Genomic DNA, 24209 nt, shown 5'->3' on the forward strand with positions numbered 1-24209 from the left:
TTATTCGTGTATTTGAAACGAATTGAGATCGCAGGATTTAAATCCTTTGCGGATCGAACCGTTATAGATTTTGAAAATGGTGTTACGGCTGTTGTCGGACCTAATGGCAGCGGAAAAAGTAATATCACTGAAGCGATTCGTTGGGTTTTAGGCGAGCAGTCGGCTAAAAGTCTTCGCGGAGGCAAAATGCCGGATATTATTTTCGCTGGTTCTGAAGGTCGCAAAGCGTTGAATATTGCCGAAGTAACGGTTGTATTAGACAATAGTGATCATTTTTTACCACTAGATTTTACCGATATCAGTGTCACACGTCGATACCGCAGAACAGGTGAAAGTGATTTTTTCATCAATAAACAAGCCTGCCGTTTGAAAGATATCCATGATTTATTTATGGATTCTGGTTTAGGAAAAGAATCATTCTCGATTATTTCTCAAGGGAAAGTTGAAGCGATTTTTAATAGCAAACCAGAAGATCGCCGCGGTATTTTTGAAGAAGCGGCTGGAGTGTTGAAGTACAAACAGCGTAAGAAAAAAGCTGAGCAAAAACTTTTTGAAACAGAAGATAATTTAAGCCGTGTACAAGATATCATCTATGAATTAGAAGATCAATTGACACCTCTTGCTGCACAAAGTGAAGCAGCTAAAACCTTCTTGAAACTGAAAGAGACATTGACTGAAATTGATGTTAGTTTGATGGTAACTGAAATTGAAGCGGCAAAAGAAATCTGGGAAATCAAAACAGCTGAACTTGCGACGATTGAAGAAAAGTTACAGACGACGAGCAAAAAGATCCGTCATTCAGAAGATGAGCTGTTCCAACTGCGAGGCAAACGTAATAAATTAGATGAACAAATCGAAACAGAACAACAACAGCTGCTACAAATTACAGAAGCCTTAAAACAAACCGAAGGACAAAAAGATGTCCTAGTTGAACGATCAAAACACACGATGCAAACAACTAGTGAGTATCAACAATCACTAGAAGAAAATGCCGAGAAAATCACACGTTATCGTGAAGAAGTTCAAGAGTTACAGACAAAAGTTACTGAGAAAAAAGCCCAACGTGAATCATTAGTCGAAGCAATCAAAGCCTCAGAAATAGAAGTTGAAAAGTACAGCAAATCTTCAAAAGAATTATTGGAAGAGTTACGCAGCCAATATGTTGAAGTGATGCAAGAACAAGCCAATACAACGAACGATCTAAAATATTTAGAACGTCAGTATCAACAAGAGACGGCTAAAAACCAACAATCTATCCAAAAACATGAAGCCTTAGAAAAACAAATGACAGATGCCCTAACTGAAAAAGAACAAGTAGAAGAAAATTTAGCCGCATCAGATCAGTCATTAATAGAACAAAGAGAACAATATACACAATTCAAGAATCAGCTAGACCAAAAGCAAGGGCAATTGGCTGTAAAACAGAAAAATATGTATCAATCCATGAACCAAGTTCAACAAGCCAAAGCACGTCAAAAAAGCTTACAAGAAATCCAAGAAAATTACTCAGGATTTTATCAAGGGGTTCGTGCTGTTTTAAAACATAAAGACCAATTAACTGGAATTGTTGGAGCAGTTGCAGAGTTGATTGATGTACCTAAAGAATATACTTTAGCCATTGAAACAGCCTTAGGCGGAGCCGCTCAACATGTGGTTGTAGAAACAGAAAAAGATGGTCGTGCCGGAATTACGTTCTTGAAACAACAGCATAGTGGTCGGGCAACTTTCCTGCCATTGACAACAATCAAACCAAGAAATGTCTCAAGTGCCGTTCGTGATCGTGTCAGCAACGTTCAAGGTTTTCTAGGAATAGCTAGTGAGTTAGTCCATTTCTCTGATGATGTCAGCAATGTGATTCAAAACCTTTTAGGTGTGACATTGTTAGCCGAAACGTTAGAAAGTGCTAACCAATTAGCGAAAGCTGTGAACTATCAATACCGTGTTGTTTCTTTAGATGGTGATGTCATGAACTCAGGTGGTTCCATGACAGGTGGTGCCAACAAAAGAGGCAATCAAGGCAGCCTATTTTCTCAAACCCAAGAACTTCAAACTTTAACCGAACAAATGGAGCGTCTTGAAAAACAATTAACAATCAATGAAAAAGAAGTACAGCAGTTGACAGATGAAGTCAAAGAACTTAATGAAAAACTAGAGCAGTTACGTTCAACGGGTGAAACAAGTCGTTTGAAACAACAAGAGCTGCAAAATAAACTGGCGAATCAAGAAGAAGCGATTACTCGTTTAACCAAAGAAAAACGTCTTTTTGAATTTGAAGCCCGTGAATTGCATCAATTTTTAACAGAATATCAAGCTAGAAAAGAAGAACTAACAGAACAACAACAAGAGCTGAATCAAACCAAAGATCGCTTAGATCAAGAAATGAAGCAAGTGGATCAAGAAGCGAGCCAAATGGAAACCTTACGTGCTGAAGCCTTTGAACGTTTCAACCAAGTTCAGGCCGATCAAGCTGTTGTAACAGAGCAGCTTGCACATCTAACAGAACAAACTGCAGAAAGACAAACGCAGTTAGATGAATTCTTAGCTAGAGAAACAGCATTACGTCAACAATTACAACAATTGAATGACAACTCAACAGATCATCAAGTGACAGAAGAAAGCTTAGCAGTTCAATTAGAACAACTAGCAGAGAAAAAAGAACAATTACAAACCAGTGTCCAAGAAGCGAAAACCGCTCGTCAACAATTACAAGAACAAGTTGATCAAATTGACACAGGTTTAGCCGAAGAAAATAAACAACAACAACATTTATTGACGGAACAAACAAAAATCGAAGTTGAGAAAAATCGTTCAGAAATTAAGCTAGATAATTCATTGCAATATCTGCAAGAAGAATACAGTTTGACCTTTGAACGTGCAAGCGAAGATTATCAACTGACGATCGACAAAGAGCAAGCCAAAATCGAAGTAAAACGCCTAAAACGTGAAATTGAACGCTTAGGCCCAGTCAATTTAAATGCTATCGAACAATACGAGCAAGTCAATGAACGCCATGAGTTTTTAGTCTCTCAACGTGATGACTTATTAGATGCTAAAGAGCAGTTATTTGAAACGATGGGGGAAATGGATGAAGAAGTCAAAGCTCGCTTTAGTGAAGTTTTTGAAGCAATTCGTGCCCAATTTAAAGTCGTATTTCCAAATATGTTTGGCGGCGGTCGGGCAGAGCTAATATTAACCAATCCAGAAGACTTATTAAATACTGGGGTAGAAATCGAAGCACAACCTCCTGGTAAAAAATTACAAAATCTAAGCTTACTTTCCGGTGGTGAACGGGCTTTAACAGCGATTGCGTTATTATTCTCTATCATTCGTGTTAGACCCGTACCATTCTGTGTTTTGGATGAAGTTGAAGCCGCATTAGATGATGCCAATGTTTCTCGTTTTGGTCATTATTTAAGTGAATTTGAAGATGATACGCAATTTATCGTGGTTACTCACCGTAAAGGAACGATGGAAGCCGCTGATGTCTTGTATGGTGTAACAATGCAAGAATCTGGTGTATCGAAGATCGTTTCTGTTCGTTTAGAAGAAGTAAAAGAAGGCGGCGCAATCGTTGCCGAAACATAGTTTCATATGATGGAGGGATGAGGCAGATTGATTAAATTAATCGCTATCGATTTAGATGGTACATTATTAAATAGTAAAAAAGAAATCTCTGTAAGGAATAAAGAAACGTTGGCACAAGCCAAAGCTGCAGGTGTTAAAATCGTTATTTGTACAGGTCGGCCGTTAGCTGCAATTGGCATTTATTTAGATGCATTGAACTTGCGGGATAATGGAGATTACAGTATTACCTTCAATGGTGGTTTGGTTCAAAAAAATGATACAGGTGAAATCATCGAAAAAGCAACCATGCCTTTAGAAAATGTCCATGACTTATTTCAATTGGCGTCATCACTGAATGTACCTTTGGATATTTTATCGGATGGACTTGTGTTGCAATTACCAACGACACAAGATTATGAATCATTGTATAGTCAGTTAAATAAATTATTGACCTATAAATCCTATGAATTAGCTGAATTAACTGCAGATAGAATCTACAATAAAGCAGTTATTGCAGTAGAGGAAACCTATTTAGATGAGCAAATCCAAAAAATACCAAGCGCCATTTATACACGCTACGAAGTGATCAAAACTAGAAGTAATCTACTAGAATTTATGCCAAAAGGAATCACTAAAGCATATGGCATTTCTTTATTAGCTAGAGATTTAGGCATTAAACAAGAAGAGATCATGACCATCGGCGATGAAGAAAACGATCTGCCGATGATCGAATATGCAGGACTTGGCGTAGCGATGGAAAATGCGGTAGCTAAAGTCAAGGACTTAGCAGATGTGATTACAGATACAAATGATAATGACGGTGTAGCACAAGCCGTAGAAAAATTTGTTTTAGAACCATTGAGAGGAGGGAATTAAATGGGATTTTTCGATAAAATAAAAAAAGCGTTTATGAACGAAAAAGAAACAGAACCAGCTGAATTCGAAACAGATGATACACTGAAAGAAGCTGGCGAAGAAGAGTCAACACCAGAAAAAACACAAGCAGACCAAGAAACTACTGAACAAGAACAACCAGAATCTCTTGAACCAGCAGAAGAATCAGTAGAAAAATTGGAAGCAGAACCAGAAGTTGACCCACTGATTACTGTAAACCCTATGACTCAAGCAGAAGAACTTGTTGATCCTGAAATTATTGAAGAACAAGAAGAAGAGATCATCCTCCAAGAAAAGTATGAAAAAGGGTTAGAGAAAACCCGCAAAACATTTGGGGAACGTTTGAATGAATTATTCGCTAATTTCCGTTCAGTTGACGAAGACTTCTTCGAAGAACTAGAAGAAACGTTGATTGGAGCTGACGTAGGTTTTGATACAGCTATAAAAATCACAGAATCTTTACGTCAAGAAGTAAAACTACGCAACGTGAAAAAACCAGCGGCTGTTCAAAATACAATCATTGAAAAAATGGTTGATTTATATGAAGCAGAAGGCATCGAAGAAAATAATGCCTTGAATATTCAGGAAAACGGATTAACTGTAATGTTATTTGTGGGAGTTAACGGTGTTGGTAAAACAACCAGTATCGGAAAACTTGCCCATGAATTCAAACAAGATGGTAAAAAAGTGTTAATGGCAGCGGCAGATACCTTTAGAGCAGGCGCCATTGATCAGTTAGTTGTTTGGGGCGAACGTGCAGGTGTAGAAGTTGTCCGGGGGAATGCAGGTGGCGATCCAGCGGCGGTTGTTTTTGATGCGGTTGATCGTGCCAAAGCTGAGAATGCTGATATTTTACTAGTAGATACAGCAGGACGTTTACAAAACAAAGTCAATTTAATGAATGAATTAGATAAAATCAAACGCGTGATTCAACGTGAATTGCCGAATGCGCCACATGAAGTGTTACTTGTGGTAGATGCAACCACAGGACAAAATGCGATGTCACAAGCTAAACAATTTAAAGAAACGACAGATGTTACTGGATTAGTTTTAACGAAACTAGATGGTACAGCAAAAGGCGGAATCGTTTTAGCGATTCGTAATGAGCTGCATTTACCAGTGAAATTAGTCGGGCTTGGTGAAGGTATTGATGATTTAGAGCCGTTTGATGCAAATGATTTTGCGATTGGATTGTTTAAGGGATTGTTGAAGGAAGAAGAGTAAAGATAGACTAGGTATGATTTTTAGTTCAAATTTTAAGAGCCAGTTTTTGAATGCGTCAAATAGACGGATGTTCAAAAACTGGTTTTTTGTGATTGAGTTGGTAATAAATAGTTCATGCAGCATCTTGTCTACGCTGTATATTCAACTCAATATCAGTCACACCTTTTATACACAACAAAATCTTTTCCACCGTTATTACCGACGATTCTTTTACTCGAAAAAACGGAATTAGTAATTTTATACTAATTCCGTTTCAACAAGTCTTTAATTTTTTCTTGAATATGATTGGCTGTTGGTAACTTGATTAGTGAGTGTCCGCTTACTATCAAGGCTTTACTATCCGACTACAATCGGATAGTAAAGTACCTTTTTATTTTAAAACTGATCTTTTATTTCTTCCCAAATCTCACGAATAGATTTCCCCTTTATTCGTGCATTATTCAACAAATCTTCTGAGTTTTTAAACTCTTGAGTTTCTCCACCAATTTCAGTTAAGTAATTTCCATCAGAATTTTGACTAATCCAAAATTCTTTATCGTTATAATAAAAATTGTATTCTTCTCCATAACCTATGCTTTCTTCCATTTCTTTATAGTCCATAATTTATAAACCTCCATATTCCATATATATTTTTTTATTCTCTAGTAGGTTTTCCATTAGGATCGTACTTCCACTTATGTTCATGAGGATACTCAGGATGTCTTTTAGGATTACCGTGATTTGTCATATCAACATCACGTACAGCTTTTCCTGTTTCATCATAAAACCGTCTTGTAGTAAGTTCTCCTTTAGAATCTAAAATATCTACACTACTATTAGGTTCACCAAATGGTCCAGGGTTTTTATTGACCTTAGTATGAGCTTTAGAGGGGGTTATATCTATTTCTTTGCCTAAGTTATTTTTAATAACATCTTTAGCTCCACCAACTTTCTCAACAACAGTATAATCACCAATCCCCTGCATCTTAGAGAATATCTCCAACTCTTTCTCAGTCAATGATACCCCATCAAGCACGTTCTTGCCTAGCTTAATATTTTTCCCGATTTTCAACATTTCTGCTAAAGGTAATAAATCCAAAGTTGTCCAAAAACCAGCTTTCAACCATTCCTCAAACGTTACTTTATTTCCAGTAACGGGGTCAATTCCAACGAAGAAACGATGAGGATCATTTATAAATAGTTCCTGTAATATACCTAATGCATCAGCGGCTATTAATTGTGCCAATTTCATATTTAGCTCTTTATCAGGCATCCCATTTTATACACTACAAAATCTTTTCCTCCGTGATTACCGAAGATTCTTTTACTCGAAAAAACGGAATTAGTAATTTTATACTAATTCCGTTTCAACAAGTTTTTAATTTTTTCTTGAATATGATTGGCTGTTGGTAACTTGATTAGTGAGTTATAGAATACTAATTCAAAGTTTTGTTGATTTAGTTTTTTAATGATTCTTTTGCAAATGAAATATCCAACTCAAAATCTAAATCTGGACAATTTTCTGTAGTTTTTCTAACGCATTAACAAAATATTTCCTTTGTAGAGTTTTTGATGTATTTTCAAAAACTTCACTTATCTATTTCAATTTACCGCATGAATTAAATTATTTAATTCTAATACTTTATTATTTTCTAAAGAATTTAAATTGATCAAGTCAGCTAAATAATTAGCTGATTTTTTTGAAATTTCTATTTTGAAATCAGAAAATAGAACCTTTTTATTTTCCCATGAATTATATTGTATATCAGAAAGTTTCTCCTTGCGAATGAGTGCACCAGCACCAACTTTATCTCCGGTTACTTTACTAATGTATACATATTCTTCTTTTTTGCTTATTTCAATCCATGTATTAAAAGATTCAATATCATTAATTAATATATAGTTGTGTGTTTCTAATATCTTTAAAGCTTTCAGGAAACTACTAAACCAGTCATATACAGATACCGAAAAATCATCTATTTCATCATTGATAATAATTCCATAACTCTCACCGTCAACAACAAAATTAAAATATCCATTTTCACCATTCAAATCATCATTTTGATCTATATTAAATAATTTATAATTTATTTTAAACATATATTCTCCTTTATTTCAAAAGATTTCTAAACTCATCTAATGTATATCTATGTGTCCCATAAGCTGTACCAAATTTACCATCGGGTGTAATATAAATTTTTATATTTTCTCCATTAATTGTATAAAGAAACGTATCTCCTGTTTTCCCTTGTGCTAATAAATCATTATAAGCAATCTCTACATATTTATTTATATCATCTTTACTCCAATTAGAATTAAAGAAACTGCTCCCTTCTAATTTTTCAGCCAATTGTTGATCTGTTAAATATTGAGATTGTTTTTTTAAAGAGTCAATATTGTGTTTATTTATATGTGACTGATTTTTTTTGCTCAAAGGATATTTAATTTCAATATTTTTAGGTGTTTTAGCCCCAGCAACTTTCTCAACAACAGTATAATCACCAATGCCCTGCATCTTAGAGAATATCTCCAACTCTTTCTCAGTCAATGATACCCCATCAAGCACGTTCTTGCCTAGCTTAATATTTTTCCCTATTTTCAACATTTCTGCTAAAGGTAGTAAATCCAAAGCTGTCCAAAAACCAGCTTTCAACCATTCCTCAAACGTTACTTTATTTCCAGTAACGGGGTCAATTCCAACGAAGAAACGATGAGGATCATTTATAAATAGTTCCTTTAATATACCTAATGCATCAGCGGCTATTAATTGTGCCAATTTCATATTTAGCTCTTTATCAGGCATCCCATTTTTATACACGACAAACTCTTTTCCACCGTGATTGTCAGAAGGGTAGGCGATAAAGTCAATTCGATCTTTTGGTTGTTTGGCATTGAAGTCTTTTAGTTTTTGCATCCAAGGTTGTTTGGTATAATTTCTCGGGACGTAGCCATTGGCGGGATTACCGACGATCTTTTGTCCGCCCATTTGCATTAAGCCTGTTTTCAATGAGGAAAGTAAGCTTTTTACTTCATCGAAATCATTACCATGTGCAGCTTCAAATGTTTGGTATTTTTCTAGAATGTCGATTTCTTTTTGAGTGGAGTCGATATCTAGATTGTTTAATTGTTGCACGATTCCACCGCCAAGCATTTCGGCTAAGGGAAATTTATTGAAGGCATCGATCATCTCTTGTTTTCTACGTTGCAATCTTTCAAGTTTGTTTTTCAAGTCGATCAATTCTTCTGTGTTTAGCTGATGTTTGGGTGAACCAACTTCAGATTGAAATGCACCGAGATAATTGGTTAAGGTATCACTTAAGGTATTTAAGGTATTCCCTACGCCATCTGTAACAGCGGGGTAGGCTTGGAAATAGCTTTTTGTATTACTCCAAGCAGTTCCGTCTAATGCTGGTGAACCTGTTAATTCCAACGCAGCTTCTTTACCAGAAGCAAACTTAGGTAATAGGTTCAAACGATCTGAAGAGATTTTTAAAGCGGCAGCTTCTAATTCAAATGAATCAATCTTCGGCATCGTCAGACACCTCTTTTTGCAAGTGGATTTCTTGTTCTTCTTCTTCAAGCGTACGTTCTTTTTGCCTTAAAGTTGTTTGATAGCCTTCTACTTCTTCATAAAAATCATCAAATAATCGTTGGCTTTTGCGGGTAGTTTCCTCGTGATTCATAAGTGACATTGTCGCATGTCTTTGCGAATGGGTTCCTTCACTAAGGTAAGTAATTTCTTCTAGAATAGCTTGTTCTTCACGGCTGTGATGTTGCCATTCTTCAATAAAGTCTTCTAATTCTTGTTTTTGCTTTTTTACGAAAAGCAGTTCGTTTTCTACTTGTTCTTTTTGTGTTTGAATGTCTTTGATCATTTCTTCTTTATTTAATTCCAAGGGCATCTCCCATCTGCTTTGCAGCTTGGTCAGCCTGATAGAGCGCCATGCCTATTTTCTGAATGTTTTGGCTATCAGCGTTGATATTTGCTGATAATAATTGAACAACTTCACTTGCTTCTGATAGGCAAGATTGAAGACCTGTCATGGCGTTACTGGCAGAATAATGAATCGCTGGATTAGGCGAGAAGGTCAAAGAACCACTGCTTGCCAGTTTTGATGAGATGCTGTTTGCAACCCCTAAATCATTTTTAATCATTGTATCACTCCTTTGTTATAAGTTTATATGACTTAGGAGGATGAAACAATATTTTTTTGTTTGTTAATGTGATTTATTTGTATTTTTTTGTAATATTAATGTTTTTTTAGTAGATAATATGACAGTTATTTATTAATGGGACCAGTTCGGAATTGAAAGAAATGTTTCAAGAGTGCAAGAGGAATAATTTAATAGAAGTGAAGTATCGTATTTTATATTGTCGTCTATCTGACAGCCTTACGACTAGAAGGAGGTGCTTGTAGCTGTAGGGATATTGATCTCTTTGTTTGAGTATTGGCTAAAAACCAAAAAGAAGAAGTAAAACAAATGACGGCGACATTAGCCCACGAAAAACCCCTAGAGAACTCAACTCTCTAGGGTGGAGTGTATCTTATGCTTTTTTCTGTATATTAATTTTATTATTAGGGAGACAATTAACATACAGAGAAAATTATTTATTCCTAATTTTCATGAGAGCTAAGCGCTTTGTTCCACTTTTCTATAATCCAGTTGCATGAACCAGACCTCTCAACAAATAGATAAACTGTGGGGAAGATAAAAAGCATCTTCTCCACAGTTTTCTAATTTGTTCGAGGTCTAAACGGTTCATTCCACTTTTCTTTTACAAGTTATTCGCTTCAATTCCGTAATCTTCGGCAATTTTTTTCAAACTAAATCCTTTACCAAAAACTTCACTGGCATTCATGGAAACAATAAAGGCTTCTTCATCAATGGCTAAAACATTTTCTTTGATTCGAGCAAAATCTTTTTCGCTAATGACGGTCATCATTAGCATGCTTGGATTTTTTTGATATCCACCTTCGATTGGAACCATTGTTAATCCTTTGTCCATATCGACTAAGATTTTTTCTTTGATTTCAGCATATTTTGGTGAGATAATCATCACATTTTTTGAACGGACAAAGCCGACTTGAACCATGTCAACCACGCGTCCAATAAGGTATAAACAAATCAATGAGAATAATACTGTATCAGTATTAAAAACGAATAAAGCTGATAAAATCACTAATCCGTCCACAAATAGAATCGACACGCCAAGTGAAATTTTAAAATATTTATTCACAATTTGTGAAATAATCGCTGTTCCACCAGTTGAGGCATTGCCTCTAAATTCTAGACCTAAACCGATACCTGTCAAGATGCCGCCAAATATTGTTGCTAGAAAAATATTATGAGTAAGCACAGGCAAATGAGTGGTAATCCCTACAAAGAAGGGATAAATCAAGCTGCCGTAAATCGTTTTAATTCCAACTTCTTTACCCAAAAGTAAGAAGCAAAGTCCTAATAATGGCAAATTAATTGCATATAAAACCAATGCTGGGTTGATGCCAAAAAGATAGTTGATTACCACGCTGATTCCGTTGGCACCACCGGCAACAATTTTGTTAGGCAGTAAAATCGAATTGATTGATACTGCTAAAATAAAAGAACCAATCGTCACATATAAAGTGTCTTGGATTTGTTTTTTTGTAAATTTCATTTTATACATTCCTCCATTTTCAAAGAATACTGGTATGTCAATGTTGAACGGAAAATAAGAGCAAAAGAAAAATGGTTCAACAAATAACCCCTAGTTATACTATCATGAATAACTAGGAGATACATGAGATAATTTTAATTTTTGATGAGATAGTTGTGGTAAGGTGATATAAAATAGCCTTTGAATCAAATAAAGGTTAAAAAACGTCCATCCCAAAGGTTTTCATGATGAGCAATAATTGTTTTAGCGCCTAATAAATCATTATTGAGAGTTGTACTTAGTCCTTTTTTCATAAAACTACGGTAACCTAACCCGTGAGCCATCCGAATGGTTGTATCTACACAATATTCTGTCTGTGCTCCGCAAAATTCCAGCTCAGTGATGACATGTTCATCTAATAGCTCATTCAATGTTGTTTTGAAAAAAGAATTGGCGTGGGTTTTACCGATATAGAAATCTTCTTCTCTAGCATCCAACCCATCAAAAAGCTGCCATGCATGAGTATTTGGGACCAACTCTTCATCTTCGTGTTGAATAAAAATAATCGGCAAGTGTTTTTCTCTGTAATCAGTAATGCGCTGGTTAACGCCAATTAGTACATCATTTAACTGAAATAAACCAGTTCCCAAGCTATTTAAACCATTTTGTAAATCGATCACTATCAACGCTTTATTTGTCATTACTTGGCTCCTTTTATTCAATTATTTTTTCTAGTATACAATAAAGAATGACTATAAAAAAGCAGACTATTCGTTAAGGGAAAGTAAATATTTTTCATAAGTTTACAAAAGTTTGTTTGATTTTAACAAAATTTAAGCGAAAAGATTCTTTTTGCTTCTCTTTTTCTATATAATGGTTAGTAATGGGATAATTACAGGGAAGAAAGGCGACAGTATGAAATTTAAAGAGTTGTTACAGCAAAAGAGTGTACGTCCATATATTATGGCGGCACGATTTGGATTAGAAAAAGAAAGTCAACGTACGACATTTGATGGTCAATTAGCGACAACTGATCATCCAGAAGTTTTGGGGAATCGTTCGTATCATCCATATATTCAAACCGATTTTAGCGAAACACAAATGGAATTGATTACACCAGTGGCTAATTCTATTCATGAAATGCTGCGTTACCTTGCAGCGATTCACGATGTAGCTTTACGTTCAATGAATAAACATGAGATGCTTTGGCCGTTAAGTATGCCGCCAAAACTACCTCAAAAAGATGAAGACATCAAAATAGCCAAACTCGATCAATTTGAAGGGATTTTATATCGCCGCTATTTAGCCAGAGAATATGGCAAACGTAAGCAAATGGTCAGCGGTATTCATTTTAATTTTGAGTATGCTATCGAGTTGGTTCAACAATTATTTTCGGAGCAAACAGAATACGAAACAATCGAAGAGTTCAAAAACATTTTATATATGAAAGTTTCACGCAATTATTTACGTTATCGTTGGTTAATCACCTATTTATTTGGAGCTTCTCCAGTAAGTGAAGTAGGTTATTTTACAGAACAAGAAGATCGCCCAAAAGAACCAATGAGAAGTATTCGTAACAGCACATTTGGGTATAAAAATAGAGAGAATGTCAAAGTATCCTATGAGTCATTACAGCATTACATCAATGACATTCACCGGATGGTTGAAAATGGTATCTTATCAGAAGAAAAAGAATTCTACTCAGCAGTCAGACTACGCGGTGGTAAACAAATGGCTGATTTGCCTAAAACAGGTATTCGTTATATTGAATTAAGAAATTTAGACTTAAATCCGTTTGCTCCTTTAGGAGTAGATGAAGAATCCCTTGAGTTTATTCATTTGTTTATGTTGTATTTATTGTGGACAGATGAAAAAGAGGCGCCAAATGATTGGGTAGCTACTGGGGACTTTTTAAATGAGCAAGTCGCTTTAGGACATCCTTTTGCTCAGGTAAAACTTTTAGCGGAAGGTGACCGAATTTTTGCTGAGATGGATGAGATGATTGAAGCATTAGGTTTGTTTAGTGCTAAAAAATCAGTAGATGTTCATCGCACTCAGCTGCGGACACCGGACTTGACGATTGCTGGGAAAATGTGGACGATCATTGAAAGCAATTCTAATCAAGATTTAGGGATCGTTTTTGGAAAAGAGTATCAATCAATGGCTTTTGAACGCCCGTATCAATTAGCTGGTTTTAGAAATATGGAATTATCCACACAGCTGTTTTTATTTGATATCATTCAAAAAGGTGCAGAGGTAGAAATATTAGATGAACAAGAGCAATTTTTAAAACTTAAACACAACGATCATATTGAGTATGTCAAAAATGCCAATATGACTAGTAAAGATAGTTACATTGTTCCATTGATTATGGAGAATAAGACGGTCACTAAAAAGGTTCTCGCAGAAGCTGGATTCAATGTGCCGGCTGGAGATGAGTTTGATACAATTGAGGGTGCGGAACAAGCTTATGTGAAGTATTCGGAAAAAGCGTTTGTAATCAAACCTAAAACAACGAATTATGGTTTAGGTATCACGATTTTTAAAGAGGGCGCTTCTTTAGCTGATTATACTGAAGCATTGAATTTGGCGTTTAAAGAAGATTCAGCTGTTTTAATTGAAGAGTTTTTGCCAGGGACAGAATATCGTTTCTTTGTTTTAGATGACCAAGTGCGGGCAATCATGTTGCGGGTGCCGGCCAATGTGGTAGGCGATGGGGTTCGTTCTGTTGAAGCATTAGTGGCAGAAAAAAATCTGGATCCATTAAGAGGAACCAATCATCGTTCGCCGTTAGAGATTATTCAGCTAGGTGATGTAGAACGTTTGATGTTAAAAGAGCAAAATCTATTGACGACATCGGTTCCTAAAAAAGATCAGATTGTTTATCTACGAGAAAACTCAAATGTCAGCACTGGTGGAGACTCCATTGATGTGACGGATGATTTTGATGAAAGTTATAAACAAATCGCAGTAGAAGCTGTGCAAGCTTTAGGGGCAAAAATCTGTGGAATCGATTTGATCGTGCCGGATAAATCGATTAAAGGAAGCAAGAACAGTCGAACATATGGAATTATAGAAGGAAACTTCAATCCAGCGATGCATATGCATGCATATCCTCATGGAGGAAAAGGCCGTCATTTGACGATGGATGTGTTGAAGATGTTGTATCCTGAGTTGTTTGAGAAGGAATAAAACAATACGGAAAAGGGCTATCAAAACAACTGTTTAGTTTTGATAGCCCTTTTTATGTTCAACGAAATAATTTATGCCAGAAACTTTTTTTAGGTGATTTTGTTTCTGTAACAGAAGGTTGTTTAGGATATTTTTCTTCAATATCAATAACCTCTTCATTTACTGCTTCTTTAGCTGTTAAAACTAATCCTAAAGCATCGGGTGTGTTGGTTACAAAATCGTTTACTACAGTAAACTTTATTTGTTTGTCATTAATCAACTTAATATAGTTGGATTGTAGCGTAATATCCATTGTGCCGTTTAATAAAATTGTGGCATCTGGATGTAAGGTCAACTCTTTTATGAAGTTTGCTTTGTCTTCAGTGTTTTTCATCTGTGTAATCGTCATAGTCAGGTAACAACGTTCACGAAAAGTTCCCATATATTTTCGTTGTTCTTCTGGTTTAAGCAATGGGGCGCCATACATTGCATTATCTAAATGTTTCTGTAAGTCATCTTGTGCCATTTATTATCTAACCTGCTTCCATTAAATAGTCTTGATTCAGATTATAGCATAGAATAAGTGGAAAGCACCTGACAGAACTGAATTTATTCGCTAAATGAGAATGGAAAAAGACAGAAAAGTATTGCTTTTATTATGATTTTCGCATAGACTAAGAACAAGAATGAAAATCATTCTCAATTAGAAAGACGGAGCGAGTATATGAAAAAAATAGGCCTATTTGTTCTCTTACTCCTTTTGATTGTAGCATCTATTTTTGTCGGAGTGAAAGATATTTCTCTGACACAATTATTTCAATGGGATTCACAGCAACAATTAGTATTGTTAACAACGAGGATACCTCGAACAATTAGTTTAGTCATTGCTGGAAGTACAATCAGTATATCTGGATTGATCATGCAGCATTTAACACAAAATAAATTTGTTTCGCCAAGTACGGCAGGTACGATGGACAGTGCACGTCTGGGGATTTTATTTGTAATGGTTCTTTTTCCTAGCGCACCACTATTGTTTCGTTCATTCGTCGCTTTCTTGTTTGCGTTTTTCGGCACATTAGTTTTTATTTATTTAACACGTTTTTTACCTGCGAAAAATCAAGTCATGATTCCACTAGTCGGTGTAATGTTTGGAAATATCATCGGGTCGGTAGCGACATTTTTTGCCTATCAATTTCAGCTAGTCCAAAACATGTCTTCTTGGCTGCAGGGAAATTTTTCAACAGTAATGAAAGGTAATTATGAACTACTTTATCTGACGATTCCTTTATTGGTCGTTACGTATTTGTTTGCCTATCGCTTTACAGTTGTCGGTATGGGAGAAGATATGGCGACAAACCTGGGATTGAACTATCAACGTATTCAGTTATTTGGTTTAGGCATCGTAGCTTTATCTAGTGCGGTGGTCTTGATCATGGTGGGGAATATTCCCTTTTTAGGCGTGATTGTACCCAATCTTGTATCAATGCGTTATGGCGATCATATGAAAAACACCTTAGCGATCACAGCGGTGGGAGGAAGTATCTTTTTACTAGCATGCGATGTATTAGCCAGAGTGGTGATTGCGCCGTATGAAGTTCCAGTGAGTGTTGTTGTGGGTGTATTAGGCAGCTTTATTTTTATCGCATTACTGATGAGGAGGAAAACAGCATGAAAAAATTCTTCCAGTCATCAGCAGTAAAAATTAGTTTATTGTTGATTGCAGTAATTGTGGTTTGCGCCTTGTACTTATCTTATAAAACCTATGGAAATTGGGCGTTTGCTTTAGAGCTTAGAGGGAAAAAACTACTGGCATTTGTGTTAGTAGGGATTGCTGCAACATTTTCAACAATCAGTTTTCAGACGATGACACAAAATCATTTTTTGACACCAAATATATTAGGCTTGGATTCTTTATATGTCTTTATTCAGACCTTATTATTTTTCTTTTTAGGTGGGCAGCAGCTTTTAGGAAAAGAGACGATAGCGACCTTTTTGTTTAATGTATTATTGATGGTTGCAGCAAGTATTATTTTATCTCGCTTCCTGTTGAAAAAAAGCGGTAATGATCTGTTTTTATTATTGATGGTGGGTATTATTTTAGGTACGTTTTTTAATAGTATCAGTACTTTTTTACAAGTTGCGATGGACCCCAATGAGTACGATTTACTGCAAGGAAAACTATTTGCAAGCTTTGGTAATGTGAATAGCCAGCATCTGATGATTGCAGGGATTTTGATTGCCTGTTTAGTAGGATTTTTATGGGTGAAAAGTCATGCATTAGATGTGTTGCATCTGGGGAATGATCAAGCAACGAGTTTAGGAATCAATATTCCTAGATTTCAATTTGTACTATTAACTGTGATTAGTGCTTTGATTGGATTATCAACTGCACTAGTGGGTCCTGTGACCTTTCTTGGATTTATTGTAGCTAACATGAGTTATCAGTTAATGGGCACATACAGACATCGTGAATTATTTCTAGGCGGGAGCTTATTATCGATTTTACTGTTAGTTTTTGGTCAATTTCTGGTGGAGCAAGTCTTCCAGTTGAACACGACATTAAGTATTGTGATTGAATTTGGCGGCGGATTATATTTTGTTGGAAAAATTATAAGCGAAAGGAAGCAGCGGGGATGATAGAAATCAAAAATGTATCGAAAAGATACGGTGAAAAGATGGTTGTTTCAGAAGTTCAATTACCGATTACAGAGCAAAAATTGACCGCATTTATCGGTCCAAATGGTGCAGGGAAAAGTACGTTGCTTTCCATGATGAGTCGCTTGATTCCTAAAGATACCGGTGAGATTTATTTAGATCATAACGAAGTAAAAACATGGAAACAAAGTGAACTATCTAAAAAATTATCGATTTTAAAACAGGCAAATGGCATTAATTTGAAAATTACGGTTAGAGAATTAGTGAATTTTGGGCGTTTCCCTTACAGTAAAGGTCGCTTGAAAAAAGAAGATCACAAAAAAGTTGAAGAGGCGATGGAAAATCTTGGGTTGATGGATTTAGCTGATGAATTGATTGATACATTATCAGGTGGACAACTACAGCGTGTCTATATTGCTATGGTTTTGGCTCAAGACACCGATTATATTTTACTAGATGAACCGTTGAATAATTTGGATATGAACTTTGCGGTTCAAATGATGCAGACGTTACGACGATTAGTAGATGAGTTTGGTAAAACAGTGGTAATTGTTCTTCATGATATCAATTTTGCGGCTAGCTATGCTGATGAAATTGTTGCAATGAAAGACGGTCGCTTGTTCACTCATGGAAGTACCGATGAAATCATTCAGTCAGAAGTGTTGAATAAACTCTATGATATGAATATCCGAATTTGTGAGATTGAAGGCAAACGTTTTTGTATGTATTTTAACTAGAAAAGTAGAACGGAAAATTTAAACAAAATACTAATCCATTGGAGGAAATAATAATGAAGAAGAAATTTTTAGCAATTGCAGCAGTTTCAATGATTGCCCTACTTACATTAGGCGCATGTAGTAATGGTGGAAAAAAAGAGATGTCCAAAGAATCAAGTTCTAAAGAGGTAACAACGATCACAGTAAAAGATTCAAATGGTTCAGTAGAAGTCCCTAAAAATCCCAAAAAAGTCGTTGTTTTTGATAATGGCTCCCTAGATACAATGGATGCCTTAGGTGTTGGTGATACAGTTATAGGTGCTCCTACGAAAAATCTACCTAAATATTTAGATAGCTACAAAAAGGTAGAATCTGCTGGTGGAATCAAAGAACCAGATCTAGAAAAAATCAATCAAATGAAACCAGACTTGATTATTATTTCTGGACGCCAACAAGATTTCCAAGATAAATTAAGTAAAATTGCACCAACGATTTATCTGGCAGTAGATGCTAAAGATACTTGGAATTCTACAAAGAAAAATATCGAAACATTAGCAGAAATTTTTGATAAAAAAGACGAAGCTAAGACGAAAATTGATGATTTAGAAAAAGAAATTTCAGATGTTAAAGAAAAAGCACAAGCAAGCAATGAAAAAGCGTTAGTTGTTTTAGTAAATGAAGGTCAACTTTCGGCATATGGAACAGGTTCTCGTTTTGGTATTGTTCATGATACATTTGGCTTCAAGCAAGCAGATGATGCTATTGAAGCATCAACTCATGGTCAAAGCGTGTCTTATGAATATGTATTAGAAAAAAATCCAGATATTTTATTTGTAGTTGATCGCACCAAAGCAATCGGTGGAGATGATACGAATGATAATGTCGCAAACAATGAGTTAGTCAAACAAACAAATGCCGGTAAAACTGATAAAGTGATTGCTTTACAGCCAGATGTTTGGTACCTAAGTGGTGGCGGATTAGAATCTACCCACTTAATGATTGAAGATGTGCAAAAAGCGTTGAAATAAACTGTAGAGAGAATATTCTTTGCGTTTTACAACTAATAAAAACGTTCCTCAGATTGGGTGGCCAATTTGAAGAACGTTTTTTTAGTTTATTATTATCAGATGATTATAAATTAAACTCATCTGCTCTTTTTTTCTTAGTGAAGTAAACAGCTGCAATTAACATTACACCCATCGAGACTAATGAAGAATTTAGTTCAGCTTCACCTGTTTCAGGCAATGTTTTATTGTCTTTTTTAATGCTTCTTGCTGGAATAGGGGATGATAATGGATTTGCAATTGTTTGGGTTTGGATATTTGCTGTCGGGTCTTCCATAACTGTAGGAATATCAACTATTTTTCTATAGTTTGCAACAAAGTGTTGGTCTTCCAATCCGTATGTTCCGTCAACTGTTGTAGAAGCATTTGAATAAGTTGATTGAGACATACCTAAATATTCATATCCAGAAATTTCAGGAACGGTAATTGTGAATGTATCGTTAAATTTACCAACTCTAGAAACAACATCTCCTAACGGAACGCCATTTTCATCTGCACAAACAACACTAACCGTTGTTTGTACACGATCATAACGATAAGTAACGGTTTGATCAGTATCTGTGAAGGTACCATTGTTGTTAAGCGGTGTATCTACCAATGTATAACCTGGAATGTTTTTTGGTTCAGTTGTATATTTTTCACCAATAAAGCCACCTAAAATAGTTAGAGCATCAGTTAATTCATTTCCTAAATCATCAAGGTGCTTAACGTAGACATTCCCACCAACAATACCGTCAAGTAGTTTGACAGTAACATCGATGTTATAAACACCAGAAGGGGAACTTGGGAATGTTATCTGTACTCCTAATTGGCCTGTTTCATCTACAACAGGAAGTACCAGTGGATCTGAACTAGAAATGAATTCATAGCGACCTGGCTCTAAAGGCAACGCAAAAATATCAGTTGTACCTGCTTCTCTAGTATAAGAGAGGGTTTCGACTGTTCCTATTGTTGCATCTGTAAGAGTAATAACTACAGTCGTGTTCGCTTTGGTTTCTTTGCCCTTAGACGACTCTTTCTTGTCTACTTCTTTTTCCGTTTCAGGTTTTGCTGTTTCTTTTGATTCTTCTTTTGGTGATTCTTGTTCTGGTTTGCTTTCAGGTTTTGTTTCTTCTGTCGGCAATTCCGGTTTAGCTTCAGGTTGTTTCTCAGAATCTGCTTCTTTTTCAACTTCAGGTTGTTGTTCTTCTTTTTCAGTAACGACCTCTTGTTGTTCTACTGGAACGGGTTGTGTTCCTTCAGCAAATGCAAAGTGAGCATTTAATAATGTTGGTGCTAGTAACGTTACCAATGTTAAACCAGCAATCTTTTTGTTTTTTTTCATTTTACCTTATCCTCCTATTTGTAGATACTAATATTATTTTAATACCAATTAAATTATATCAGTTATATAACGAATTGTTTTATCAAAAAAAGAGCTCATCTTGTAAGAAATAGAGAAAAAAGTAATATATTATTTGATAGATGTTTGTTTATAACAACAAATATTCAAGGTTTTAGATGACGTTTACATGTTGATGTAGAGCGTTTTTTTAGCAAAGATAAGTCAAATATACAATTGGAAAATGAGTGTTGACTCACATCATTTTTATATGCTACAATCCATATAATACATTATCTATTAAAATTAAATGTGAAGATAAGAAAAGTATTTTTCAGATAACTTAAAGAGAGTCTTGGTTGGTGGGAAAAGACAGTGAATATGAGAAAGAAAATGGCCTTTGAACAAATTGATCGAACACGTTAAGATCAATTCAGGTGCGCCTGTTATAGCGCCTCAGTATGTTTGTGCTGAAAGAGTGGACTTAGTTTTAAGTCAATTAAAGGTGGTACCGCGAAAGTTCAAAGCTCTCGTCCTTTTATAGGATGAGGGCTTTTTGTTGTGAATCACTACGATTGGCTTTGCCAGAGTAGATGATGAACAATACTTGGCGACCAAAGGGAGCGAAGTTACCATACTAGTGAATCACCATCAAACTACGACATCAACAAGTTGAAAAAAGTTGAGAAGTTACGATTGGCTTTGCCAGAGTAGATGATGAACAATACAAGGCGTGCAAAGGGAGCGAAGTTACCATACTAGTGAATCACCATCAAACTACGACATCAACAAGTTGAAAAAAGTTGAAAAGTTACGACTGGCTTTGCCAGAGTAGATGATGAACAATACTTGGCGACCAAAGGGAGCGAAGTTACCATACTAGTGAATCACCATCAAACTACGACATCAACAAGTTGAAAAAAGTTAAAAAGTTACGATTGGCTTTGCCAGAGTAGATGATGAACAATACAAGGCGTTCACTAGTAGAAAATTCACTTTATACCTAGCTTTTCCGAAATTCACATAAATAAGGTAGGAGTAGTTAATGTAAACAGATTCTGAAGGGAGAAATAAAATGAAGAAAAAATTATTCGTAGTCGGTGCAGTATTAACGGGATTAATACTAACAGCGTGTGGAGGCAATGAAGAAAAAGAACTAGCGAAAACTGAAGAGTTGGGAATTGCAACAAGTCAAAAAATCAAGATCAGCTCACCAGCACCACTTTCAACATTAGATACAACTCAAACCATGGACAAAAATACTTTTACGATCGTCCAACATCTTTTTGAAGGGTTGTTTCGTTTTGAAGATGATAGTACACCAATTCCAGGTTTAGCGAAAAATGTTGATATTAGTGAAGATGGTTTAATCTATAAATTTACACTGAAAGATGGCATAAAATGGAGTAATGGTGAACCAATCACCGCACAAGATTTTCTTTATTCATGGAAAAAACTAGTAACACCTGCAACAATCGGTCCAAATGCTTATTTGCTAGACAACGTGAAAAACAGCAAAGCAATCCGTAATGGTGAAAAGTCTGTTGATGAAATTGGTCTTTCAGCACCAAGTGATAAAGAATTTGAAGTCACATTAGAACAGGCGCAACCATCATTTTTAGCGGTTGTTTCAATCGGTTGGTTAGCACCGCAAAATCAGGCTTATGTTGAGAAACAAGGAAAAGAGTATGCGGCAGATAGTGACCATTTGATTTACAGCGGACCATTTATTTTAACGGATTGGGATGCTTCATCTGACACATGGACATTAAAGCAAAACCCTGAATACTATGATGCAGATAAAGTAAATCTTGAAGAAATCAAAGTCAATACAATCAAAGAGGAAAATACAGGGATCAATTTGTACCAATCAAATGAATTGGATTTGACTCGAATCAGCGGTCAATATGTTCAACAATACAGCGACGATGCGGGTTACGTAACGCATTCAGATGTAGCAAACAATTATTTGGATTTCAACAAAAAAGAAGGAACAGCTCTTGCTAATAGTCATTTACGAAAAGCAATCGCTCAATCAATCGATAAAGATGCTTTGACAAAGAGTGTTTTAAATGATGGTTCAAAACCATTAAATGGTTTGATTCCAAGTAATTTGTATAAAAATCCTGAAACCTCTGAAGACTTTAGAAAATTCAGTGGCGATCATTTAGTCTACGATGTGAAAAAAGCACAAGCGGAGTGGGAAAAAGCCAAACAGGATCTAGGCGATAAAATCAAACTATCACTTTTAGTATCTGATGATGACAATGGGAAAAAAATCTCTGAATATGTGCAAAGTCAACTACAAGAAAAGTTAAAAGGTTTAGAAATCACGATCAATGCGCAACCAAGAAATAATCTATTACAAACACGTAAAGATAAAGACTATGAACTTTCATTATCTGGATGGATTGCTGGAAGTAGTGACTTGGATTCTTATTTCAACTTATATGCTGGAGACTCTGCGTATAACTATGGTTCATATAAAAATGATGTGTATGATACACTGATTACGGATGCGCGCACAATTAATGCGAATAATCCAAAAAAACAATTTGATGACTACAAAGAAGCAGAAGCTATTTTACTAGACCAAGATGCGGCACAAGTTCCTCTTTATCAAAGTGCCTCTAATTATTTGATTAATCCAAAAATCAAAGGAATTAGCTATCACTTGTACGGTGACTACTTCAATCTGAGAACAGCCTTTTTAGAAGAGTAGTATTTGAATTTAGGAGGTAAACAATGACCCGACTATTAGAACGATTTATACATTACGTTAAAGTCAATACTCGCTCTGACGCAGCTAGTCAAACGATTCCTACAACACAAGGACAAGTTGAATTGGCACGAGTTATTGAAAAAGAATTAGCTGAAATCGGACTTTCTGACATTCATTACAACGAAGAAAATAGCTTCTTGACGGCTGTCTTACCTGCGACAACAAATGAGGAGATACCAACGATTGGTTTTATCGCTCATTTAGATACAGCAGATTATAATGCAGAGAATATTCAGCCAAACATTTTTCCAAAATATGATGGTCAAGATGTTGTTTTGAACGAAAAGCTAGGAATTATTATGGAGACACAAGAGTTTCCTAATTTAAAAGACTATGTGGGTCAGACATTGATCACAACAGACGGGACAACTTTATTGGGAGCAGACGACAAAGCTGGGATTGTGGAAATTTTAGAGGCAGTGGACTATCTAGTAGCGCATCCTGAAATTCCTCATGGAAAAGTGTTAGTAGCTTTTGGACCAGACGAAGAAATCGGGCGTGGCGCAGACAGTTTTGATGCGGCGAATTTTCCAGCGGCATTTGCTTATACTGTTGATAGTGGCAGAGTTGGTTGCTTTGAATACGAAACGTTTAATGCAGCTCAAGCTGTAATCACAATCGAAGGAACCAGCGTTCATCCGGGAACAGCCTACGGAACTATGGTTAATGCGATTAAACTAGGTGAAAAACTAGATGCTTTGTTACCGAAAGAGGAAGTTCCAGAAAAAACTCGTGGTTATGAAGGCTTTTATTTACTGACAAAATTCATAGGGAGTCTGGATCATGCTGAATTGACCTATATTATTCGAGATCATGACAAGGAACTTTTTCATAAAAGAAAACAACACCTTCTTGAACTTGTTCATGAATTAAATACTTCATTCGACAAAGAACGACTTACGATTGACTTTTTGGATCAGTATTACAACATGAAAGAAGTGATAGAAAAAGATATGACGCCTGTAGAGCTTGCGGTTAAAGCGATGGGGAATCTTGGGATCAAGCCAGTTATCCAACCTTTCCGAGGAGGAACAGATGGGTCGAAAATTTCATTTATGGGTATCCCAACACCTAACTTATTTACAGGCGGTGAAAATTTCCATGGACAATACGAATTTATTACAGTGGAAGCCATGGAGATAGCGGCGAAAACGATTGTCGAAATCATTAAAGAAAATGCGATGAAATCAACGAATAGATAAGC

20 protein-coding genes and 1 other annotated feature are annotated in these 24209 nt (G+C 35.8%); of the genes, 10 read left to right on the top strand and 10 right to left on the bottom strand.

Translation table 11 applies throughout. From position 1 onward, the window contains the following. Positions 1-6 precede the first annotated feature (6 nt). From smc to ftsY, 3 genes are read left to right on the top strand one after another with little or no spacing between them, the layout of a single operon-like run. A complete protein-coding gene (gene smc, locus AC4BB2_RS00740; RefSeq protein WP_490473563.1) occupies positions 7-3585 on the top strand; it encodes a chromosome segregation protein SMC in 3579 nt (1192 codons plus the stop codon). A 27-nt stretch (positions 3586-3612) separates the two neighbouring features. Beyond that, positions 3613-4440 (top strand): Cof-type HAD-IIB family hydrolase, encoded by an 828-nt coding sequence (locus tag AC4BB2_RS00745; RefSeq protein ID WP_490473564.1) that lies wholly within the window; start codon positions 3613-3615, stop codon positions 4438-4440. Further along, positions 4441-5682, top strand: coding sequence for a signal recognition particle-docking protein FtsY (gene ftsY / locus AC4BB2_RS00750; RefSeq protein WP_490473565.1), 1242 nt, complete (start codon positions 4441-4443; stop codon positions 5680-5682). 375 nt (positions 5683-6057) lie between these two features. Here ftsY and AC4BB2_RS00755 read toward each other — a convergent pair whose 3' ends face one another. From AC4BB2_RS00755 to AC4BB2_RS00790, 8 genes are all read right to left on the bottom strand, one after another. Continuing rightward, positions 6058-6282: a hypothetical protein gene (locus tag AC4BB2_RS00755; protein ID WP_490473566.1), complete on the bottom strand. Its 225-nt coding sequence runs from the start codon at positions 6280-6282 to the stop codon at positions 6058-6060. Between the two features lie 34 nt (positions 6283-6316). Then, entirely contained in the window at positions 6317-6913 is a 597-nt protein-coding gene (locus AC4BB2_RS00760) for a hypothetical protein (RefSeq protein WP_490473567.1), read from the bottom strand. A gap of 350 nt (positions 6914-7263) precedes the next feature. After that, positions 7264-7761, bottom strand: coding sequence for a hypothetical protein (locus AC4BB2_RS00765; RefSeq protein ID WP_490473568.1), 498 nt, complete (start codon positions 7759-7761; stop codon positions 7264-7266). Between the two features lie 10 nt (positions 7762-7771). Continuing rightward, a complete protein-coding gene (locus AC4BB2_RS00770) occupies positions 7772-9193 on the bottom strand; it encodes a T7SS effector LXG polymorphic toxin (protein ID WP_490473569.1) in 1422 nt (473 codons plus the stop codon). Continuing rightward, complete coding sequence (locus AC4BB2_RS00775; RefSeq protein WP_490473570.1) at positions 9180-9557, bottom strand: hypothetical protein; 378 nt, start codon at positions 9555-9557, stop codon at positions 9180-9182. The genes AC4BB2_RS00770 and AC4BB2_RS00775 overlap by 14 nt, the downstream gene beginning before the upstream one ends. After that, positions 9544-9816 (bottom strand): DUF3130 family protein, encoded by a 273-nt coding sequence (locus tag AC4BB2_RS00780; RefSeq protein WP_490473571.1) that lies wholly within the window; start codon positions 9814-9816, stop codon positions 9544-9546. The genes AC4BB2_RS00775 and AC4BB2_RS00780 overlap by 14 nt, the downstream gene beginning before the upstream one ends. A 622-nt stretch (positions 9817-10438) precedes the next feature. Next, a complete protein-coding gene (locus AC4BB2_RS00785) occupies positions 10439-11317 on the bottom strand; it encodes a YitT family protein (protein WP_490473572.1) in 879 nt (292 codons plus the stop codon). 185 nt (positions 11318-11502) lie between these two features. After that, positions 11503-11997 (bottom strand): cysteine hydrolase family protein, encoded by a 495-nt coding sequence (locus AC4BB2_RS00790; RefSeq protein WP_490473573.1) that lies wholly within the window; start codon positions 11995-11997, stop codon positions 11503-11505. Between the two features lie 214 nt (positions 11998-12211). Here AC4BB2_RS00790 and gshAB point away from each other — a divergent pair, with 214 nt between their 5' ends. After that, entirely contained in the window at positions 12212-14488 is a 2277-nt protein-coding gene (gene gshAB / locus AC4BB2_RS00795; protein WP_490473574.1) for a bifunctional glutamate--cysteine ligase/glutathione synthetase, read from the top strand. A gap of 58 nt (positions 14489-14546) precedes the next feature. Here gshAB and AC4BB2_RS00800 read toward each other — a convergent pair whose 3' ends face one another. Beyond that, complete coding sequence (locus AC4BB2_RS00800; RefSeq protein ID WP_490473575.1) at positions 14547-14993, bottom strand: YueI family protein; 447 nt, start codon at positions 14991-14993, stop codon at positions 14547-14549. Positions 14994-15191: 198 nt separating this feature from the next. On the opposite strand from AC4BB2_RS00800, the gene fitA reads away from it, so the two are divergent. From fitA to fitD, 4 genes are read left to right on the top strand one after another with little or no spacing between them, the layout of a single operon-like run. Beyond that, the gene (gene fitA, locus AC4BB2_RS00805; RefSeq protein WP_490473576.1) at positions 15192-16139 is read left to right on the top strand and encodes an iron chelate ABC transporter permease FitA; all 948 of its coding nucleotides are present in this window, start codon (positions 15192-15194) and stop codon (positions 16137-16139) included. Continuing rightward, positions 16136-17104, top strand: coding sequence for an iron chelate uptake ABC transporter family permease subunit FitB (gene fitB, locus AC4BB2_RS00810; RefSeq protein WP_490473577.1), 969 nt, complete (start codon positions 16136-16138; stop codon positions 17102-17104). The genes fitA and fitB overlap by 4 nt, the downstream gene beginning before the upstream one ends. Further along, positions 17101-17859: an iron chelate ABC transporter ATP-binding protein FitD gene (fitC, locus tag AC4BB2_RS00815; RefSeq protein WP_490473578.1), complete on the top strand. Its 759-nt coding sequence runs from the start codon at positions 17101-17103 to the stop codon at positions 17857-17859. Before fitB ends, fitC begins: the two co-directional genes overlap by 4 nt. Positions 17860-17912: 53 nt before the next feature. Then, positions 17913-18866 carry an iron chelate ABC transporter substrate-binding protein FitD gene (fitD, locus tag AC4BB2_RS00820; RefSeq protein WP_490473579.1) on the top strand — a complete coding sequence of 318 codons (954 nt, stop codon included), beginning with the start codon at positions 17913-17915 and terminating at the stop codon, positions 18864-18866. 103 nt (positions 18867-18969) lie between these two features. Here fitD and AC4BB2_RS00825 read toward each other — a convergent pair whose 3' ends face one another. Beyond that, positions 18970-20226: a MucBP domain-containing protein gene (locus AC4BB2_RS00825; protein ID WP_490473580.1), complete on the bottom strand. Its 1257-nt coding sequence runs from the start codon at positions 20224-20226 to the stop codon at positions 18970-18972. 303 nt (positions 20227-20529) lie between these two features. Beyond that, positions 20530-20764: a binding site (T-box leader), on the top strand. Between the two features lie 534 nt (positions 20765-21298). Here AC4BB2_RS00825 and AC4BB2_RS00830 point away from each other — a divergent pair. Together AC4BB2_RS00830 and pepT are read left to right on the top strand one after the other, a co-directional pair. Further along, positions 21299-22945: a peptide ABC transporter substrate-binding protein gene (locus tag AC4BB2_RS00830; RefSeq protein ID WP_490473581.1), complete on the top strand. Its 1647-nt coding sequence runs from the start codon at positions 21299-21301 to the stop codon at positions 22943-22945. 23 nt (positions 22946-22968) lie between these two features. Beyond that, a complete protein-coding gene (gene pepT, locus AC4BB2_RS00835; protein WP_490473582.1) occupies positions 22969-24207 on the top strand; it encodes a peptidase T in 1239 nt (412 codons plus the stop codon). The last annotated feature ends 2 nt before the right edge of the window (positions 24208-24209 follow it).

It is taken from the genome of Enterococcus sp. AAFC-DPL-5146 (assembly GCF_058216635.1).

Excerpts from the sequence above, each read along its gene's own strand:
- gshAB (WP_490473574.1), top strand. The coding sequence starts at position 12,212 with ATGAAATTTAAAGAGTTGTTACAGCAAAAGAGTGTACGTCCATATATT.
- AC4BB2_RS00760 (WP_490473567.1), bottom strand. The coding sequence starts at position 6,913 with ATGAAATTGGCACAATTAATAGCCGCTGATGCATTAGGTATATTACAG.
- AC4BB2_RS00755 (WP_490473566.1), bottom strand. The coding sequence starts at position 6,282 with ATGGACTATAAAGAAATGGAAGAAAGCATAGGTTATGGAGAAGAATAC.
- pepT (WP_490473582.1), top strand. The coding sequence starts at position 22,969 with ATGACCCGACTATTAGAACGATTTATACATTACGTTAAAGTCAATACT.
- fitA (WP_490473576.1), top strand. The coding sequence starts at position 15,192 with ATGAAAAAAATAGGCCTATTTGTTCTCTTACTCCTTTTGATTGTAGCA.
- AC4BB2_RS00800 (WP_490473575.1), bottom strand. The coding sequence starts at position 14,993 with ATGGCACAAGATGACTTACAGAAACATTTAGATAATGCAATGTATGGC.
- AC4BB2_RS00780 (WP_490473571.1), bottom strand. The coding sequence starts at position 9,816 with ATGATTAAAAATGATTTAGGGGTTGCAAACAGCATCTCATCAAAACTG.
- ftsY (WP_490473565.1), top strand. The coding sequence starts at position 4,441 with ATGGGATTTTTCGATAAAATAAAAAAAGCGTTTATGAACGAAAAAGAA.
- fitD (WP_490473579.1), top strand. The coding sequence starts at position 17,913 with ATGAAGAAGAAATTTTTAGCAATTGCAGCAGTTTCAATGATTGCCCTA.
- AC4BB2_RS00790 (WP_490473573.1), bottom strand. The coding sequence starts at position 11,997 with ATGACAAATAAAGCGTTGATAGTGATCGATTTACAAAATGGTTTAAAT.
- AC4BB2_RS00765 (WP_490473568.1), bottom strand. The coding sequence starts at position 7,761 with ATGTTTAAAATAAATTATAAATTATTTAATATAGATCAAAATGATGAT.
- AC4BB2_RS00785 (WP_490473572.1), bottom strand. The coding sequence starts at position 11,317 with ATGAAATTTACAAAAAAACAAATCCAAGACACTTTATATGTGACGATT.
- fitB (WP_490473577.1), top strand. The coding sequence starts at position 16,136 with ATGAAAAAATTCTTCCAGTCATCAGCAGTAAAAATTAGTTTATTGTTG.
- AC4BB2_RS00825 (WP_490473580.1), bottom strand. The coding sequence starts at position 20,226 with ATGAAAAAAAACAAAAAGATTGCTGGTTTAACATTGGTAACGTTACTA.
- AC4BB2_RS00770 (WP_490473569.1), bottom strand. The coding sequence starts at position 9,193 with ATGCCGAAGATTGATTCATTTGAATTAGAAGCTGCCGCTTTAAAAATC.
- fitC (WP_490473578.1), top strand. The coding sequence starts at position 17,101 with ATGATAGAAATCAAAAATGTATCGAAAAGATACGGTGAAAAGATGGTT.
- AC4BB2_RS00830 (WP_490473581.1), top strand. The coding sequence starts at position 21,299 with ATGAAGAAAAAATTATTCGTAGTCGGTGCAGTATTAACGGGATTAATA.